This window comes from Nostoc sp. C057, assembly GCF_013393925.1.
GTDB lineage: Bacteria > Cyanobacteriota > Cyanobacteriia > Cyanobacteriales > Nostocaceae > Nostoc > Nostoc muscorum_A.
This window is the reverse complement of sequence record NZ_CP040281.1, coordinates 307,501-322,844: the sequence shown is the minus strand read 5'-3', so window position 1 is coordinate 322,844 and position 15,344 is coordinate 307,501. Positions and strand designations below refer to the sequence as shown.

The window sequence follows — 15,344 nt, the reverse complement described above, 5'->3', positions numbered from 1 at the left end:
AAAATAACCATCTTTATAACCTAAATACCGTGCCTAAAAACGAGACATAAGCAGTGGTAATTTCACTGCATTGCCACCCGACATGAAAAAATGCTGCAAATTATACAGCTATGAGTATGTTCTTCCTTGACGTTGGCACAGCTATCGCATTGTTTCTTTTTAGATGGTCTGAAAATTAGTGTCTGATTAAATCAAGATCAAGTTAGCGGCTCTGCGCTAAAGTAAAAATATTGGGATCAAAGTCTCTGCCAGTAAGTTCAAACACCACTAATCTTTACCACTGCGGCGATAATGTCTCAAGAGCATAACGAATCACTCCAACTTCAAGAGATCACCAAACTCAAACCGAAACACTTTGCTGATTTAGTCAGATCAGCACAATTGATTTTCGACCCCACAGCCGGAGTTTCGGGAAGACATATAACAGTTGACTGGGAACAATTCGGAATTCCCCACGATGTGGCAGACAATCTCAAGTCACTTGGTCAGGAGTACCAATATGCATCTCCCCACATCCCTGTTGAAGTTATTTGGAGTAAATTAACTCCCAAAACTCGTATTTGGTTTGTTGAAAACAAAGATAAGTTGTGGCAAATTGAAGAAGCTTTCCCAGCCCTTGACGAAGATTAAAGGGAATATGAATCATTTGTAGGGGCATAATCGTTGTGCCCCTAACTACCAGCAGCTAGGAGGGCATTTTTTTACCCAATTAAGGCATCAGGTATTTTTTAAAAAACTGCTGTTTTGCTTCGAAGGACTTTCAAGCTTTCAGCCTGCTGTTGCACGCGTTCACTAATGCGATCGCACGCTAACTCACAAAGCTCAAAAATCATTGGTTCGGCAATCTCGTAATAGGCACTCGTGCCTTTGGGCTGACGAGATAGAATCCCTGCTTGAGTTAACACTTTCAGATGCTTAGATAGATTTGCCTGACCTAAGTTAGTAACCTCGGCAATTTCCATTACATTCATTGGCCCTGATTTTAGACAGGCTAAAATCTGTAACCGACTAGCCTCTGATAAAACCTTGAAGTAGTCAGCAACTGCCACGAGAACAGCTGGATCGGACTTGTGTGGCTTAGTTTTTGGCATAGGGAGATTTAATAATCGGTATAATATTTTTTAATAGCTAATTAGTTATTAAATTTTATAATAGCGTAGTTGAGTTATTGCTATAGCAATCCGCTTTGATTTTTGAACAAGACTCAGTATCGATCTATCTCTTCTTTCCTATTCCCTGTTCCCTGCCCACGCAAGTAAATATAGCTACGTCACGCTGTGTGAACAGAAATCAAGCCGGATTGCTTTAGTATAAAAAAACACATTAATCTGACAAAATACTTGATGAATAGTTAAAAGGAGTACCTATTGAAAATCTGACTAGATGCAGCAATTTTGGAGTTAATAATTTATTTTTGAGTAAATACAGTAAAGATACTACCATTTGGATGATTATCTTCGATGGTAATCTTACCGGAATGTGCCTCGACTGCCATTTTGCAGAAAGCCAATCCTAAACCAATTTGCCAAACATCTGGTATCCGACTTGCAACTTCATATTTATCGAATATGATTTTTCTTACGTCTTCAGGGATTCCGGGGCCTGCATCTGCGACTTGCACTTTCGCACCACCTGCTGCCAAATACTCTCCCCGTAGGGTCACTTGAGAGTTAGATGGGGAGAACTTAATAGCATTAGAGAGCAAATTATCTAGAACTCGACGAAAGATTGTTGCATCTACTTTCACAATGCCACCAGGTTCAGGTAATTCACCTATCAAAAGCAGGTTCTTTTGGGTAGCCATCGCTTCAAAATCTGCTAATGCTGACATACAGAGTAAATAAAGGTCTACTTCTGTGTAGTTGAGAAGCATTTTTCCCGATTCTAGCTTTGCCATGATTAGCAAGCTATTAATCAATGATTGTAGCTGTTGTCCTGCAAATAAAATTTGATCAACCTTGCCTCGTTGCTGTTCGGGTGACAAGTTGCAAAATCGGAGAATTTCAGCCGCGAGGACAATACTGGTAAGAGAGTTTCGGAGATCGTGGACAATCATGTTTGCCATATCTTCTCGCAGTTGAAGCAAAACTTGCAGGCTGTCGTACTGCTGCTTAATCCGCAACATGGAATTAACCCTGGCTCGTAATTCCACGCCGTTGATGGGTTTACTAATGAAGTCATCTGCACCTGTTGCTAGACATCGAGCTAAATCTTCTTTAGCAGTTAATGCTGTCACCATAATGATCGGCACTATCTGCCATTGTGGATCAGCTTTGATGCGTTGACATATTTCCATCCCATCTAGGCCGGGCATCATCACATCCAGCAAAATCAGATCGGGCTGAAGACTGTTGAGGCGATTCAGAGCTTGTTGACCACTAGAAGCATAGTGTAGCTCGTAGTTTTCATTATTCAACAAGGTTTCAACAACATCGAAATTATCGGGTTCATCATCAATCACTAAAATAGAAGGTTGAGTATTCATTAAAAATTTCTGCTACCTTGCTAAAACTTGTTGAATGGTGAGTGCAAGCTGCTTGAGTTTGACGGGTTTGGTAAGATATTCGTTGGCTCCAGCGGCTAAACAAGTTTCGCGATCGCCAGGCATAGCTAACGCTGTTAGTGCAATAATCGGAATATCTACAAATTGCCGATCGTCACGGATGCGGCGCATTGCTTCTAACCCATCCATTTCTGGCATTTGAATGTCCATCACAATTAAGTCGGGGCGTTGAACTTTAACTAGGTCAATAGCTTGTTGTCCATTGTTTGCCAAAATGAGATGATACCCTCGACTTTCAAGATAATCGGATATGGTATCAATATTTGTTTGATTATCTTCTGCTAGCAAAATCAAAGGTGGTTTTTTCGCGGCTTTTGGCAATACAGTTAAATTTGGCGACTCAGAACCAGTAAAATGTTGCAGTTTCTCTATAGTTACCTGAAGTTGAGCGCGGGTAATTGGTTTGACTAGATATTCGAACGCTCCCTGAGCCAATCCTTTGCTACGCTCATCCACAACTGAAATAATAATTGCTGGAATATTTTTGGTTTTTGGGTTGGTCTTGAGTTGATTTAGTATCTCCCAACCCGATAGATTCGGTAGTTGCAGATCCAGGATAATTAAACCAGGCTGAACGCGCAGCACCTCTTCTACGGCTCCTTCACCTTTGGAATAGGTGATGGTTTCCATTCCCATTTCGCTGAAGTAGCGAGTAATTTGGTCAGCTGCCACAACAGAATCTTCGATAATCAAAACTTGAGCATTCTCAGCAAGTAAGCAATAACTAGGCAATGAATTAGTTGCTTGTATTGTTCGCAAATTAGTACGGTAGGGAATACGGATGGTGAAGCAACTTCCCTGGCCAACTTCACTGCTAACTGAGACTGTTCCTCCATGTAGGGTAATAATCTGCTGTACTAGCGCCAAACCCAGACCAGTGCCACTGTACTGGCGGTTGAGGCTGCTGTCAAGCTGGATGAAGGGCTGAAACAGCTTGCCGATTTCTTCAGGAGCAATACCGATGCCGGTGTCATTAATATAGAAGCAAAGATTTGGGGAAGATGAGGCAAATGAGGGCGACAAGGGAAAATTTACTCCCCCTGTTCCTTTACTCCCATGCTCTCCTATTTCTTCTAGCCGGACTTCTAGGGTTACAGATCCCCCTTCTGGTGTGAACTTGACAGCGTTGTTCAACAGGTTTATCAGTACTTGACGCAGGCGGCGATCGTCTACTTGGATGCTGTCAATATTCTCAGCAATATGAATATTAAGACGAATATTTTTTTTCAAAGCCATCTGTTTGACAAAGACAAGGCTGGCATCACAGAGGCTTCTGACAGAAACATCACTCCATTGCAGTTCTAATTTGCCAGATTCGATTTTAGACAGGTCTAGAATGTCGTTGATTAGCTCTAGTAAATGTCTGCCACTGCGCTCAATAGTGGCGATCGCTTTTACTTGTCTTTCATTGATGGAGCCAAACACACCTTCTTGTAACCCTTCTGACATCCCCAAAATTGCATTAAGAGGTGTTCGCAGTTCATGGCTCATGTTTGCAAGAAATTCGTCTTTAAGGTGAGTGACACGGGCAAGTTCTACGTTGGTGTTAGCAAGTTGCTCATTCGTCTGCCGCAGTTGTGCCTCGGCTTGTTTGCGTTCGCGTAGCGCAGCTTGCTGTTCGCTGATATCAGTTACCCGGACTAGATTCATAGTACGTCCGGCTACAGTAATGGGTTTAGCTGCTATGTTTCCCCAAAAAATATGACCTTTGAGAGTAACATATTCAATCTCTCGACTCCAGACACCTTTTGACTGCATATCTGCCACGATCGCATCTGTTTCGCTGGCGGTGAATGGATGGCGCTGGAGTTTCTGCCCATTAATCTCGATCAATTCAGTTTTGTCAGCCGCCTCAAATAGTTCTACTGCCCGCCGATTGCAATCCAGGATGAGCAGCGTTTGTGGATCAACCAAAAAGATGGCATCAGCAGATTCGTTAAAAATTGCTTCTCGCAAATCTATGTTGTGAGTGAGTTTCTGTTCAGCTTGTAAGCGTTCACGTAGCGTATCGTAGAGAAATTCGTCGTAGATATCAGCTATGTGGATGGGATTACCGTCTTTATCTGAATTAATGAGGCGACCAGAACAGATCGCCAAAACGCTTCTGAGGGCTGCTTCTGTCCGTTGGCATTTTGCCAGGTCTGCCTGTGCTTGCTGATATGCACTCTCCTGTTGAATGGCGATCGCGGCAATCAGTTGTTGTTGTTCCCGGCTTTGTTCAAGCTGTCGAGTTAGCTGTATCCGTTCAACGGCATGATGAATTGCGCCTTGAAGAACTTCAGCTGTGAGTTTATCTTTAAGCAAATAATCTTGGACACCACTTTTCATAGCACGGACAGCGATGATTTCATCCCCTTGTCCTGCTGCCAGCAGAATCACAGCAGCTTGAGTATTGCTATGGCATTCCCGAAATTGCTGAATAAACTTCAGCCCATCCCCATCAGGTAATTTAAAATCCAGCAAAATTATATCTGGCATCTCCTGTTGACACCATTTCATGGACTGCGCTGCTGTCTCAAACTCCCAAATACGATAGGTATACAGCCTGTCCTGCTTCAAAAAACGACAATATGCTTCCCGATCTCTAAGGCAATCATCAATTAGCAGAATTGTAAGGGGAGAGCAATGACTCATAAGTTAAAAATACAAACGCGATCGCGTTTCAACAAAATTATACCTTGATTGTCATCATGTTAATAGCCTGATATCAATTGAGTTATACCTGGATAGGAAATTGAGATATATCTATAGTTGCCCTTCAATACGATGTCTTCTCCAAATCCCTGAAAATTTTTTGCCTCCGTGTTCAGCATGAATAGAATTCGCAATTATACCTAGTTATCTTCCGAAAACGTTCAGTAAATTTGCTGCTTGTAAAATTCATTTACTTATAGCCAGACTAGTAGCCTATCTATAAATAATTGATGGATAAATTAAGAGTAGAGACGGCGATTTATCGCATCTCTCTAACCATCAAAATGAATTTGACAGATTATTAGTAGCACCAAAATCTTTTTTTTAGCGCAACACCTAGATTTCACTACGCCTAAACAGTAATTTTTATCATCAGCCAGATTGCCGTCCTTCTATACAATCTTCTGATTCCTACAGATACTTCAGAGTAGCTACTCAGTATTTCTTCTCGAATCCCAAATAGTAATTCAAGTAAATCCTCGGAATTTAATCAATAAAAAATTCCTATTTTTCCTTGATGACTTTTGGATTTAACCCATGAATAATAAACCCAGTACGAACAGAAATGATTCATCAATATCTTGAATAATTTCCAAAAGATATTCCTTTTTAGCTAGTTTAGTCTATTTAATATATTCGCTCCCTGTTTCAGTTATTAAAGGAGTTTTAATCTAATGTCAGTAGTCGGTAGAGAGCGTCAATTTAAGCAGACTTTATGCTCTTATCATAGAAAATACTGATGTTTTTAAAAAAATTATAAGTAAAGATATTAATCATATCTTTACAAAAGATATTTTTGGTTTAAGGCATCTATATATAATGCTTATTAACTCTATCATCTCTGATAATTTACAAATGACGATCATTCGTCATCCACTGATTGTTAACTCTGAGATTTTGCTTTCAGATGTGATTGCACTAATCAATGAAGCGCCAGTTAACTGTGATGACTTGCCAATCAAAGATACCAATTCTTTGACAAGCTCAAATAAAAACATAGATAATATCACATCTCAAGCTACTAGTTGTGTTTTAGTAATAGAAAACTCCCAGTTGCAAGGGATAATTACGCAGCGAGATTTAATTAAGTTAACAGCACAAGGCAAAAATTTAGGGGGAATCAGTGTTGCGGAAGTAATGACAAAAGAGTTAATCACACTGAAGTTAACAGATTTTAAAGATATTTTTACTGCGTTAAATTTGCTAAGGAAACATCAGATTTGCCATTTGCCTATTATCGGAGAGCAAGGAGAATTAATTGGATTAGTTACTCCTGCTAGTCTGCTAGCAGTTTCGATTCAACAAGCCAGACTTTACAATTATGCACAAGTAAAACTTGCAGAACGACAAAGAATTGAGGCAGAATTGCGATTAGAGCGGAATTTTATTTCTGCAATTTTGAATTTAGCGGATGCTCTGGTTATTGTAGTAGATTTTCAGGGGAGAATTGTTCGTTTTAATCATACTTGCGAGCAAGCTACAGGTTATACATTTGATGAAGTGAAGGGAAAATTTGTTTGGGATATCCTGCTGTTACATGAAATAACAGAATGTATCAAAGGTATTTTTAAAAATTTACCAAAGAGAGAATTTCCTCAACGTTACGAAACTTGTTTAGTTACTAAAGATAGCGATCGCCGCTTAATTTCGTGGTCAAATAAGGTTTTACTTAATAAAGATAATCAACTTGAGTATATCGTCTGTACAGGTATTGACATAACTGAGAGTCGAAAAGCACAAGAGGAACTCCAACAGACTCGCAACTTTTTACAGTCGATGATTAATAATCTGCCTGTGGCAGTCTTTGTTAAAGATGCCAAACCAGAAAGTTTTGGCAGATTCAAGCTCTGGAATCATACCTGTGAAAACATTTTTGGTATTACAGCAGAGCAGGCTATTGGCAAAACAGATTACGAATTCTTCCCGAAAGAACAAGCAGACTTTTTCTGCCAAAAAGACTTAGAAACTATTGCTATCGGTGTACCTCAAGATATTCCTGAAGAACCTATTGACAGCTACAGTTTTGGCAGAAAAATTTTACACACGACTAAAATTCCTTTGTATGACAAAGACCAACAACCCGAATACTTATTGTGTATTTCCGAGGATATTACAGAATACAAACGAGCAGAAAAAAATCTACAACAAGCAAAAGAGCAATTACAAACGGTTTTAGATGCAGTACCTGGGTTTGTTTCTTGGGTAAATTCCGATGGATATTATTTAGGGGTTAATCGCCATTTAGCTGAAAGTTTTAACTTGACTACCAATGCTTTTGTCGGTCAAGAATTGGGCTTTATGGAAAATAGCCCGCAATTTACAGAATTTATGCGTAAATTTTTAGCTAGCCAAGATGTGGCAGATTCTAGCGTTATTGATGCCCAAATTAACGGCAAAATATGCAATTACTTGCTCGTCGCTCAAAAATATCAGTACAACACAGCTGCGGTTGCAGTAGGAATTGATATTACAAAACGCAAACAAGCTGAAATAGCCTTACAAAGTTTAATCGAAAGTACTGCTTCTACCACTGGGCGTGATTTTTTCCCAGCATTAGTTGAGCATATTTCTTCTACTTTAGATGTCCCTCACACCTTAGTAACTGAGTTAATTGATGGGCAAGTTCACACTTTAGGATTTTGGTCTGATGGGCAGTTACAATCCAATATTTCCTATAATCCAAAATCAACGCCTTGTGAAATTCTGCTCAACCAAGGATTTTACTACTGTCCTTCAGGAATTCAGCAACTTTTCCCCACTGCTGAAAGATGGGTGGTGATGCAAGCCGAAAGTTTTATGGGAGTTATTTTAAGTGATGATTTTGGTCAACCGATTGGCTCACTATGTATAGTAGATAAAAAGCCCATACCTGACCAGCATAAATTTGAAGGAATTCTCAAAGTATTTGCAGCCAGAGCCTCTGCTGAACTGCAACGGCAACGAGTACAAGAAGCTCTACAACAACTCAATCAAGATTTAGAGATCAGGGTTAAGCAACGCACTTTAGATTTACAAAAAAGTGAGGCAGAACTTAGAGCTATTTTTAATCAAGCAGCAGTGGGAATTAAATTAGAGACTTTAGATGGTCATTTTCTGAAAGTTAATCAGAACTTGTGTGAAATTTTAGGCTACAGCCAAGAAGAAGTCCTGAAGAAAAATTTTAAAGATATTACACATCCAGAGGATATACAAGCCCATCTCAATAGTTTACAACAACTAATAGCAGGAAAAGTAGAAACATTTTCCATCGAGAAGCGCTATTTACATAAAAATGGTGATGTAATTTGGGTAAATCTAACGGTTTCTCTCATTCGAGATGGGATTGGCAAACCCATTTATGTGATCGGGGTAGTTAAAGATATACGCGAGCGAAAACAAGCTGAAGAAAATATTTTTAAAGCTTTAGAGAAGGAAAAAGAACTAAATGAGTTGAAATCTCGTTTCATTTCTATGACTTCCCACGAGTTCAGAACTCCTTTAGCTGTGATTGCTTCTTCTGCTGGAATATTAAACACTTTTAGTCATAAACTGGATGAACAAAAAAAGCAGAAACATCTCCAATGTATTCAAACTTATGTTCAACATACAACTCAACTTTTAGATGATATTTTGCTAATTAATAAGGCTGAAGCTGGAAAATTAGCATTTGAACCAACTTGTATTAAATTGATTAATTTTTGTCACTCTTTGGTAGAGGAAATTCAACTAAGTTCTCCCAACCATATCCTAACTTTCTGTCCCCATAACTTGGGTAATTCATCAACAGATGATAGCTTTATGGCTTGTATAGACAAGAAAATTTTGCGGCAAATACTGAGCAATTTGCTATCAAATTCTGTCAAATACTCACTACAAGGCAGTAATATTCAAATTGATTTATTACTCCAAGAGCAAAGCGCAGTTTTTCTAATTCAAGATGAAGGTATCGGTATTTTCCCAGAGGAACAGCAGAAATTATTTGAACCATTCTACCGAGCTAGTAATGTTGGTAATACGCCAGGAACTGGATTAGGTTTGGCAATAGTTAAGAAATGTATAGACCTTCATCGAGGAAGAATTACCCTCGCTAGTCAGGTCGGAGTAGGTACGACATTTAGGGTAGAACTACCATTAATTATCAGCCATGTCCTCAATTGAAAGTCTTTGATGTGTTATTAGTAAATAATTTTAGGGAATAATAACTATGAGACATCGTTGAGAATCTAATATAGTTTACCAAATTGTCAAGTTGGAGAATCTGTTCTAGCAACTACATTTACAGACATAACAAAACACCATAAAATATCAAAATTATGCAAAAATTTAATTTTCTCAAATCTAGCAAATAAGATGAAATTTATCACAAGATTCATATTTCGCTATACTCAGATTTTTACTGTTAAATAAAGTTAAGCTTTCGATAGTGTGATGATTTTATCTAAATTAAACATCATTGTCCAAACTTAAGAAGACCATATTGTTATGTTTATGCTTGTTAAATGAACACAATTTTAATCATAGAAGACGAACCTCAAGTTCGGGAAAATATTCAGGAGATTTTACAGCTTTCTGATTTTGAAACTTTGATCGCTCCAAACGGTCAAGTTGGATTAGAAATTGCCAAAAACAAATTACCTGATTTAATTATTTGCGACATTATGATGCCAGAGTTAGATGGTTTTAGCGTACTGTCTGCTCTGCGTCAAAACGAAGCAACTATCAATATACCTTTAATATTTGTCACTGCTAAAGCAGAGCGTTCAGATTTTCGTCAGGGCATGGATTATGGGGCTGATGATTATTTAACCAAACCATTTACTCCTGAAGAACTACTCAGCGCGATCGCTTCTCGTCTTGAAAAGCAAGCTTTGGTTGAGCGCCAAACTAAATCTAAACTAGACGAACTGAGAATGAATATTGCTCACTCATTACCTCACGAACTGAATACTCCTTTAAATGGCATTCTTGGTATGTCACGGTTGTTAATTGAAAATTGTGACATCATGCCTAGCTCTGAAGAAGCCGAAATTGCGGAATTCATTTACACATCTGCTAATCGACTGAATACATTAGTTAAAAGATTTTTGTTATATAGTAATCTAGAGTTACTAGCCAAAAATCATGAAAAACTTAGTCAGATTACAGAGAAAACAGATAAATGTTTTGCTAAGAGAATTATTGATGAAATTGCTCTTAAAAAAATTACAGAAAATTCCAGAGAAAAAGATTTAAAGTTAGATATTCACGAAGTTACAGTACAATTACCAAAAGAAAAATTGAGTATCATTATTGAAGAATTACTTGATAATTCTTTAAAATTTTCTTTTCCAGGCAACGAAATTCAAGTTATGAGTAAGATAGAAGGTAGTAAATTTAATTTATATGTAATTGATAATGGCAAAGGGATGACAATTGAAGAGATTGCTAAAATTGGAGCTTTTGTGCAGTTTAATCGCAAGTCATGGGAGCAACAAGGCTCTGGTTTAGGTCTAGCTATTGTTCAGCATATAGTGAAGTTACATGGTGGTGAATTTACAATCGATAGCATTCCTGGGAAAGGAACTATTGTCAGCGTTAGTTTGCCTTGCTAGGGTGTTATCAATTGGATGGAATATAGACCTAAGCTCGACTTTACCCAAAATTAAAAACTAGGTTTTCTTGATCAGGCAAAAACCCTAGCTTTTTGGCAAATACTTTTTCCACATTAAAGATTATCGACGAAGGTAAAAAAGTAAAACTACTGTCCCCTATACAGCAGTTTTCTTTTGTATGAACTATAAAGATCAGACTTTTAGCCACTTTGCTACTCATTTGCTACTCAAAACGGTAGCCTTAAAGAAATACACTATATTTTGGCTATGTTGCCTAAACCCAAGAAATATTGGACACCCCAGCACTGGGCTAGTTGGAAACCCTTTGGTATCGGCGAACAGTACCCTAACAACTATTGGGAAGTATTTCGGGCAATCTGGCTGTCTCGTGACAAACTACCTTATGCGTGGAATATTCTTGACAAAGGTGTTTGTGATGGTTGCGCTCTTGGAACAACCGGGATGAAGGATTGGACTTTAGATGGCATTCATCTCTGCAATGTCCGGTTGCGGCTGTTGCGGATGAATACTATGCCAGCTTTTGACCCTGTGCTATTGGAGGATGTCTCGCAGTTACAAAAGCAAAAAAGTGTCCAATTACGCGACTTGGGAAGACTTCCTTTCCCGATGATGCGTCAACGAGGGGAAAAAGGCTTTCGCCGTATTAGCTGGGATGAAGCTTTAGGGGTAATTAGCGATCGCATTCGCACCACTACACCAGACCGCCTTAGTTTTTATATTACCAGTCGCGGAACTGTCAACGAAACTTATTATGCTACCCAAAAAGCTGTACGGGCAATGGGAAGCAATAATATTGATAATGCTGCCCGCATCTGCCATTCTCCCAGTACGGCGGGACTGAAAGCTGCTTTGGGTGCAGGGGCCACCACGTGTTCTTATAAAGACTGGATTGGTACTGATTTATTAGTCTTCATTGGTTCCAACGTTGCCAATAATCAGCCAGTCACCGTTAAGTATCTCCATTACGCCAAAAAAGCTGGCACGAAAATTGTAGTCATTAACACTTACCGCGAACCAGGAATGGAGCGCTACTGGGTTCCCTCAATTGTGGAAAGTGCCGTTTTCGGTACAAAATTTGCCGAAGACTTCTTCTTAATCAACATGGGCGGGGATATAGCATTTTTGAATGGCACAATTAAATATATAATTGCTAACAACTGGGTAGACCAGTCATTTATAGATTTACACACAGTTGGCTTTGCCGAACTCAAAACATCTTTAGAAAGCCAATCTTGGGAAGAATTAGAGCGGCTTTCTGGTACATCCCGTGAGCAAATGTACGCCTTTGCCAAAATGATCAAAGAAGCCAACAAAGCCGTATTTATTTGGAGTATGGGCATTACTCAGCATGAATGCGGCGAAGATAATGTGCGAAGTATTATCAACTTGGCTCTTACCAAAGGTTTTGTCGGTCGGGAAGGCTGCGGTTTAATGCCAATTCGCGGCCACTCTGGGGTACAGGGTGGTGCAGAGATGGGCTGTTACGCCACAGTGTTTCCCGGTGGTAAACCCATTACCCCAGAAAATGCTGCTCAATTGAGTCAGCATTGGGGCTTTAAAGTGCCAGCAAGTAAAGGTTTAATTGCTCCAGAAATGATTAACGCCGCATATCAGGGGGAATTAGATGTGTTGTTTTCCGTGGGAGGGAATTTTTTAGAAGTGCTGCCAGAACCGGATTATGTGGAAGCGGCACTGAAGAAAATACCGTTGCGGGTACATACGGATATTGTTCTCTCCAGCCAAATGTTGGTGGAACCTGCTGATACTGTGGTGCTTTTACCTGCGACGACTCGCTACGAAATACCAGGGGGAGTAACAGAAACTAATACTGAACGCCGGGTAATTTTCAGTCCAGAAATTCCAGGGCCGCGCATTGGAGAAGCGCGTCCAGAGTGGGAAGTTTTTCTAGAATTAGCAAGGCGCGTGCAACCAGATTTGGCAGATAAGCTGGCTTTTGCTGACACAGCTGCTATCCGTCAAGAAATTGCTCAAATTGTCCCCCAATATGCCGGGATTCAACACTTACAGCAGGCTGGCGATCAATTTCAGTATGGCGGGTCACATTTGTGCTTTGGTTGGAACTTCCCTACGCCCGACGGGAAGGCGCACTTTGGCGTATTATTGCCACGCCAAAGGGAATTACCAGAAGGTTATTTCTTAGTAGCAACGCGCCGAGGCAAGCAATTTAATAGTATGGTACAGGAACGTAAGGATGCAATTACTGGGGCGGTGCGAGAGGCAGTGCTAATAAATGCTGCTGATGCGGCACTGTTGGATTTAAAAGATGGGGATAAGGTAATTCTTAAAAATGAGTTAGGTGAGTTGTTCTGTCAAGTTTATATTGCGCCAATTCAGTCAGGAAACTTGCAAGTCCATTGGCCAGAAGGAAATGTGCTACTAGATAAAAGTAAGCGATCGCTAGAAGGGGTTCCTGATTATAATGCGATCGCACGGTTGGAAAAAATCTGAATCAAGTCTGATTTTTTCAGCTTTAACATTTCCACCAGTAAATCCATTAACTTATATCCCAAAACCCCGTATGAAGAATTACACAGCGATCGCATGAGAAACCCTCTCCTGAACTTAAAATTTCTAACATGGATATAAATGAACTTCTTAAATCTTATGCTGCTGGAGAAAGAAGCTTCCAAGGACTGAATCTGCAAGAAGCAGAATTAACAAATGTCAACCTCATAGGCGCAGATTTTAGCTATGCTGATTTACGTCAAACGCGACTTGGTAAAACTAATCTTAGCCAAGCTTGCTTACGGGAAGCAGACTTGAGTGAATCTATCCTTTGGGGTATAGATTTGAGTGAAGCAGACTTATATCGTGCTGTTCTCCGAGAAGCTGATTTAACCGGTGGAAAACTAGTCAACACACGTTTACAAGAAACCAATTTAATCAATCCTGTGGGGGAACTTAGCGGCGGATTTGAGTGGGGCTAGTCTACAACGTGCTGACTTGAGCTATGCAAATCTAGATAGTACTATTTTGCGACAAGCAAATCTGCAAGGTGCTGACTTAACAGGGGCAATTCTTCTAAATGCCGATCTTCAGGGAGCAATTATGCCTGACGGCAAGGTTCATAATTGAGTTATTTGAGAGATTATAAAGTTGAGTTGTTTACATCAATTCTACAAATATTTATTTGAGAAATCTTATTACACCTTGTTTAGCCAATATGGAAGTGCTTTATCTGCTAAACGCGATCGCTAGAGTCAATAAAAACTTTGGTAGTCTAGAAAATTCAGCCTATCCGCTACAGATTTACCAGATTCTTTTAGCTGGGGAAGTAAACAGCGTTTACTCAATAGCGATCGAACCTTATGAATAAAAACACTCACCACTGGTTTTTGCCAATCAAGTCAAAGGCAAAATAGAAATATATTGGTGAATATTCAAGGGCGATGCCTACTGCTGTAAACTACGCATTTTGTAGAATCATAGAATGCGTAGTTTACAGCAGTAAGTGCCATTAACGTACGGTTTCCCGTAAAGCTTCAGCATCAACGGGTTTAATCAGGTAAACCAACAGTAGATTCCAAACAATTGCTGCAATCAAAGGTAATTTGCGAATTAGCTTCACAACTTTGGGTACAGAACTGCTCTCAATCTCTGCAATTTTCATGTTGTAACCCGCACAGCGTTGCAGGCGTGGGAAAAACTTGGGATGTTCGGTATTCAACATTACAGGGAAAGCTCGGCCCGCAGTCTCATTAGTGTTACGAACAACTTCGCGGTCAAATTCCGTCGCATCAAGTCCCAATGACGTGTAAAAACCAGCCCGTTCATGAACTGTCAAAGTGTGGGTAGCAAATACCGATAACAAGAAAAAGCGACTCCACAACCTAGCTTTCCAGTTGTTCCACAGTTGCGGTTGAGAACGTAAAAGCGCCTTGAATATATCCCCATGACGGTTTTCGTCCTGACACCAACTCTCAAAATATTGAAAGATCGGGTAAAACTCGTTTTCTGGGTGCTTTTCTAGATGTCTGTAGATAATGATGTAACGCCAGTACCCGATTTTTTCTGATAAGTAAACGGTGTAAAGTACCCACTCAATTGGGAAAAACGTATAGGTGCGGGTTTTAGTAACATTGCCTAAATCCAGGGAGAGTTTAAAATCGCCCATTGCTTTGTTGAGAAATCCGGCATGGCGAGCTTCATCACGTGCCATCAGTTGAAATATTTCCGCTAGCAGTGGACTGCGATTTTTCAGCTTGCGGGATAGTTCTTTGAATAGCAAGAAGCCAGAAAACTCAGAAATGCAAGAGCGTTCCAAATACTCAATAAATGCCTGTCTTGCTTCACCTTCAATGTGTTCCCAAGATTGGTTAAACACCTCATCCCGAACAAAATGATGACGGTTGTAGTCTGTCCGCATTTCTGCCAGCATTGCCTTTAACTCCGTCTCCTGGGCAGACAAATCCAGGTTGGCGGCAGTTTCAAAATCTGTAGTGTAAAACCGGGGGGTAAGTACAGTTTCTTTGCTG

At 39.8% G+C, this 15,344-nt stretch carries 9 protein-coding genes and 1 pseudogene (1 of these 10 running past the window's edge); 6 read left to right on the top strand and 4 right to left on the bottom strand.

Annotated elements, in window-relative coordinates:
* Positions 1 to 291: 291 nt before the first annotated feature.
* Positions 292 to 630: a hypothetical protein gene (locus FD724_RS01335; protein ID WP_114080928.1), complete on the top strand. Its 339-nt coding sequence runs from the start codon at positions 292 to 294 to the stop codon at positions 628 to 630.
* Positions 631 to 728: 98 nt separating this feature from the next.
* On the opposite strand, the gene FD724_RS01330 is transcribed toward FD724_RS01335, so the two are convergent.
* From FD724_RS01330 to FD724_RS01320, 3 genes are all read right to left on the bottom strand, one after another.
* Positions 729 to 1,091, bottom strand: a complete 363-nt coding sequence (locus FD724_RS01330) for a helix-turn-helix transcriptional regulator (protein ID WP_179071317.1) — start codon at positions 1,089 to 1,091, stop codon at positions 729 to 731.
* Positions 1,092 to 1,408: 317 nt separating this feature from the next.
* Positions 1,409 to 2,485, bottom strand: a complete 1,077-nt coding sequence (locus FD724_RS01325) for a hybrid sensor histidine kinase/response regulator (RefSeq protein WP_179071316.1) — start codon at positions 2,483 to 2,485, stop codon at positions 1,409 to 1,411.
* Positions 2,486 to 2,497: 12 nt separating this feature from the next.
* A complete protein-coding gene (locus FD724_RS01320) occupies positions 2,498 to 5,197 on the bottom strand; it encodes a response regulator (RefSeq protein ID WP_179071315.1) in 2,700 nt (899 codons plus the stop codon).
* Positions 5,198 to 6,112: 915 nt separating this feature from the next.
* Between FD724_RS01320 and FD724_RS01315 the strand changes: the two genes are divergently transcribed.
* The 5 genes and pseudogenes from FD724_RS01315 to FD724_RS01295 all read left to right on the top strand — a co-directional run bounded on the left by FD724_RS01315 (position 6,113) and on the right by FD724_RS01295 (position 14,185).
* A complete protein-coding gene (locus FD724_RS01315) occupies positions 6,113 to 9,394 on the top strand; it encodes a PAS domain S-box protein (RefSeq protein WP_179071314.1) in 3,282 nt (1,093 codons plus the stop codon).
* Positions 9,395 to 9,735: 341 nt separating this feature from the next.
* Positions 9,736 to 10,827: a response regulator gene (locus tag FD724_RS01310; RefSeq protein ID WP_179071313.1), complete on the top strand. Its 1,092-nt coding sequence runs from the start codon at positions 9,736 to 9,738 to the stop codon at positions 10,825 to 10,827.
* Between the two features lie 267 nt (positions 10,828 to 11,094).
* Complete coding sequence (locus FD724_RS01305) at positions 11,095 to 13,317, top strand: FdhF/YdeP family oxidoreductase (RefSeq protein WP_179075371.1); 2,223 nt, start codon at positions 11,095 to 11,097, stop codon at positions 13,315 to 13,317.
* A 128-nt stretch (positions 13,318 to 13,445) separates the two neighbouring features.
* Positions 13,446 to 13,944: pseudogene (locus tag FD724_RS01300) on the top strand (pentapeptide repeat-containing protein).
* Between the two features lie 55 nt (positions 13,945 to 13,999).
* Positions 14,000 to 14,185, top strand: coding sequence for a hypothetical protein (locus FD724_RS01295; RefSeq protein ID WP_179071312.1), 186 nt, complete (start codon positions 14,000 to 14,002; stop codon positions 14,183 to 14,185).
* A 141-nt stretch (positions 14,186 to 14,326) separates the two neighbouring features.
* Here FD724_RS01295 and acsF read toward each other — a convergent pair whose 3' ends face one another.
* On the bottom strand, positions 14,327 to 15,344 hold the 3' portion of the coding sequence (gene acsF / locus FD724_RS01290) for a magnesium-protoporphyrin IX monomethyl ester (oxidative) cyclase (RefSeq protein WP_179075370.1). It continues 38 nt past the right edge of the window; 1,018 of the gene's 1,056 nt are visible here — the last part of the coding sequence; the start codon falls outside the window, past its right edge; it ends in the stop codon at positions 14,327 to 14,329.

Bases quoted from the DNA above. Each gene is read 5' to 3' on its own strand.
- FD724_RS01315 (WP_179071314.1), top strand. From the start codon at position 6,113: ATGACGATCATTCGTCATCCACTGATTGTTAACTCTGAGATTTTGCTT.
- FD724_RS01305 (WP_179075371.1), top strand. From the start codon at position 11,095: ATGTTGCCTAAACCCAAGAAATATTGGACACCCCAGCACTGGGCTAGT.
- FD724_RS01310 (WP_179071313.1), top strand. From the start codon at position 9,736: ATGAACACAATTTTAATCATAGAAGACGAACCTCAAGTTCGGGAAAAT.
- FD724_RS01330 (WP_179071317.1), bottom strand. From the start codon at position 1,091: ATGCCAAAAACTAAGCCACACAAGTCCGATCCAGCTGTTCTCGTGGCA.
- FD724_RS01320 (WP_179071315.1), bottom strand. From the start codon at position 5,197: ATGAGTCATTGCTCTCCCCTTACAATTCTGCTAATTGATGATTGCCTT.
- FD724_RS01335 (WP_114080928.1), top strand. From the start codon at position 292: ATGTCTCAAGAGCATAACGAATCACTCCAACTTCAAGAGATCACCAAA.
- FD724_RS01325 (WP_179071316.1), bottom strand. From the start codon at position 2,485: ATGAATACTCAACCTTCTATTTTAGTGATTGATGATGAACCCGATAAT.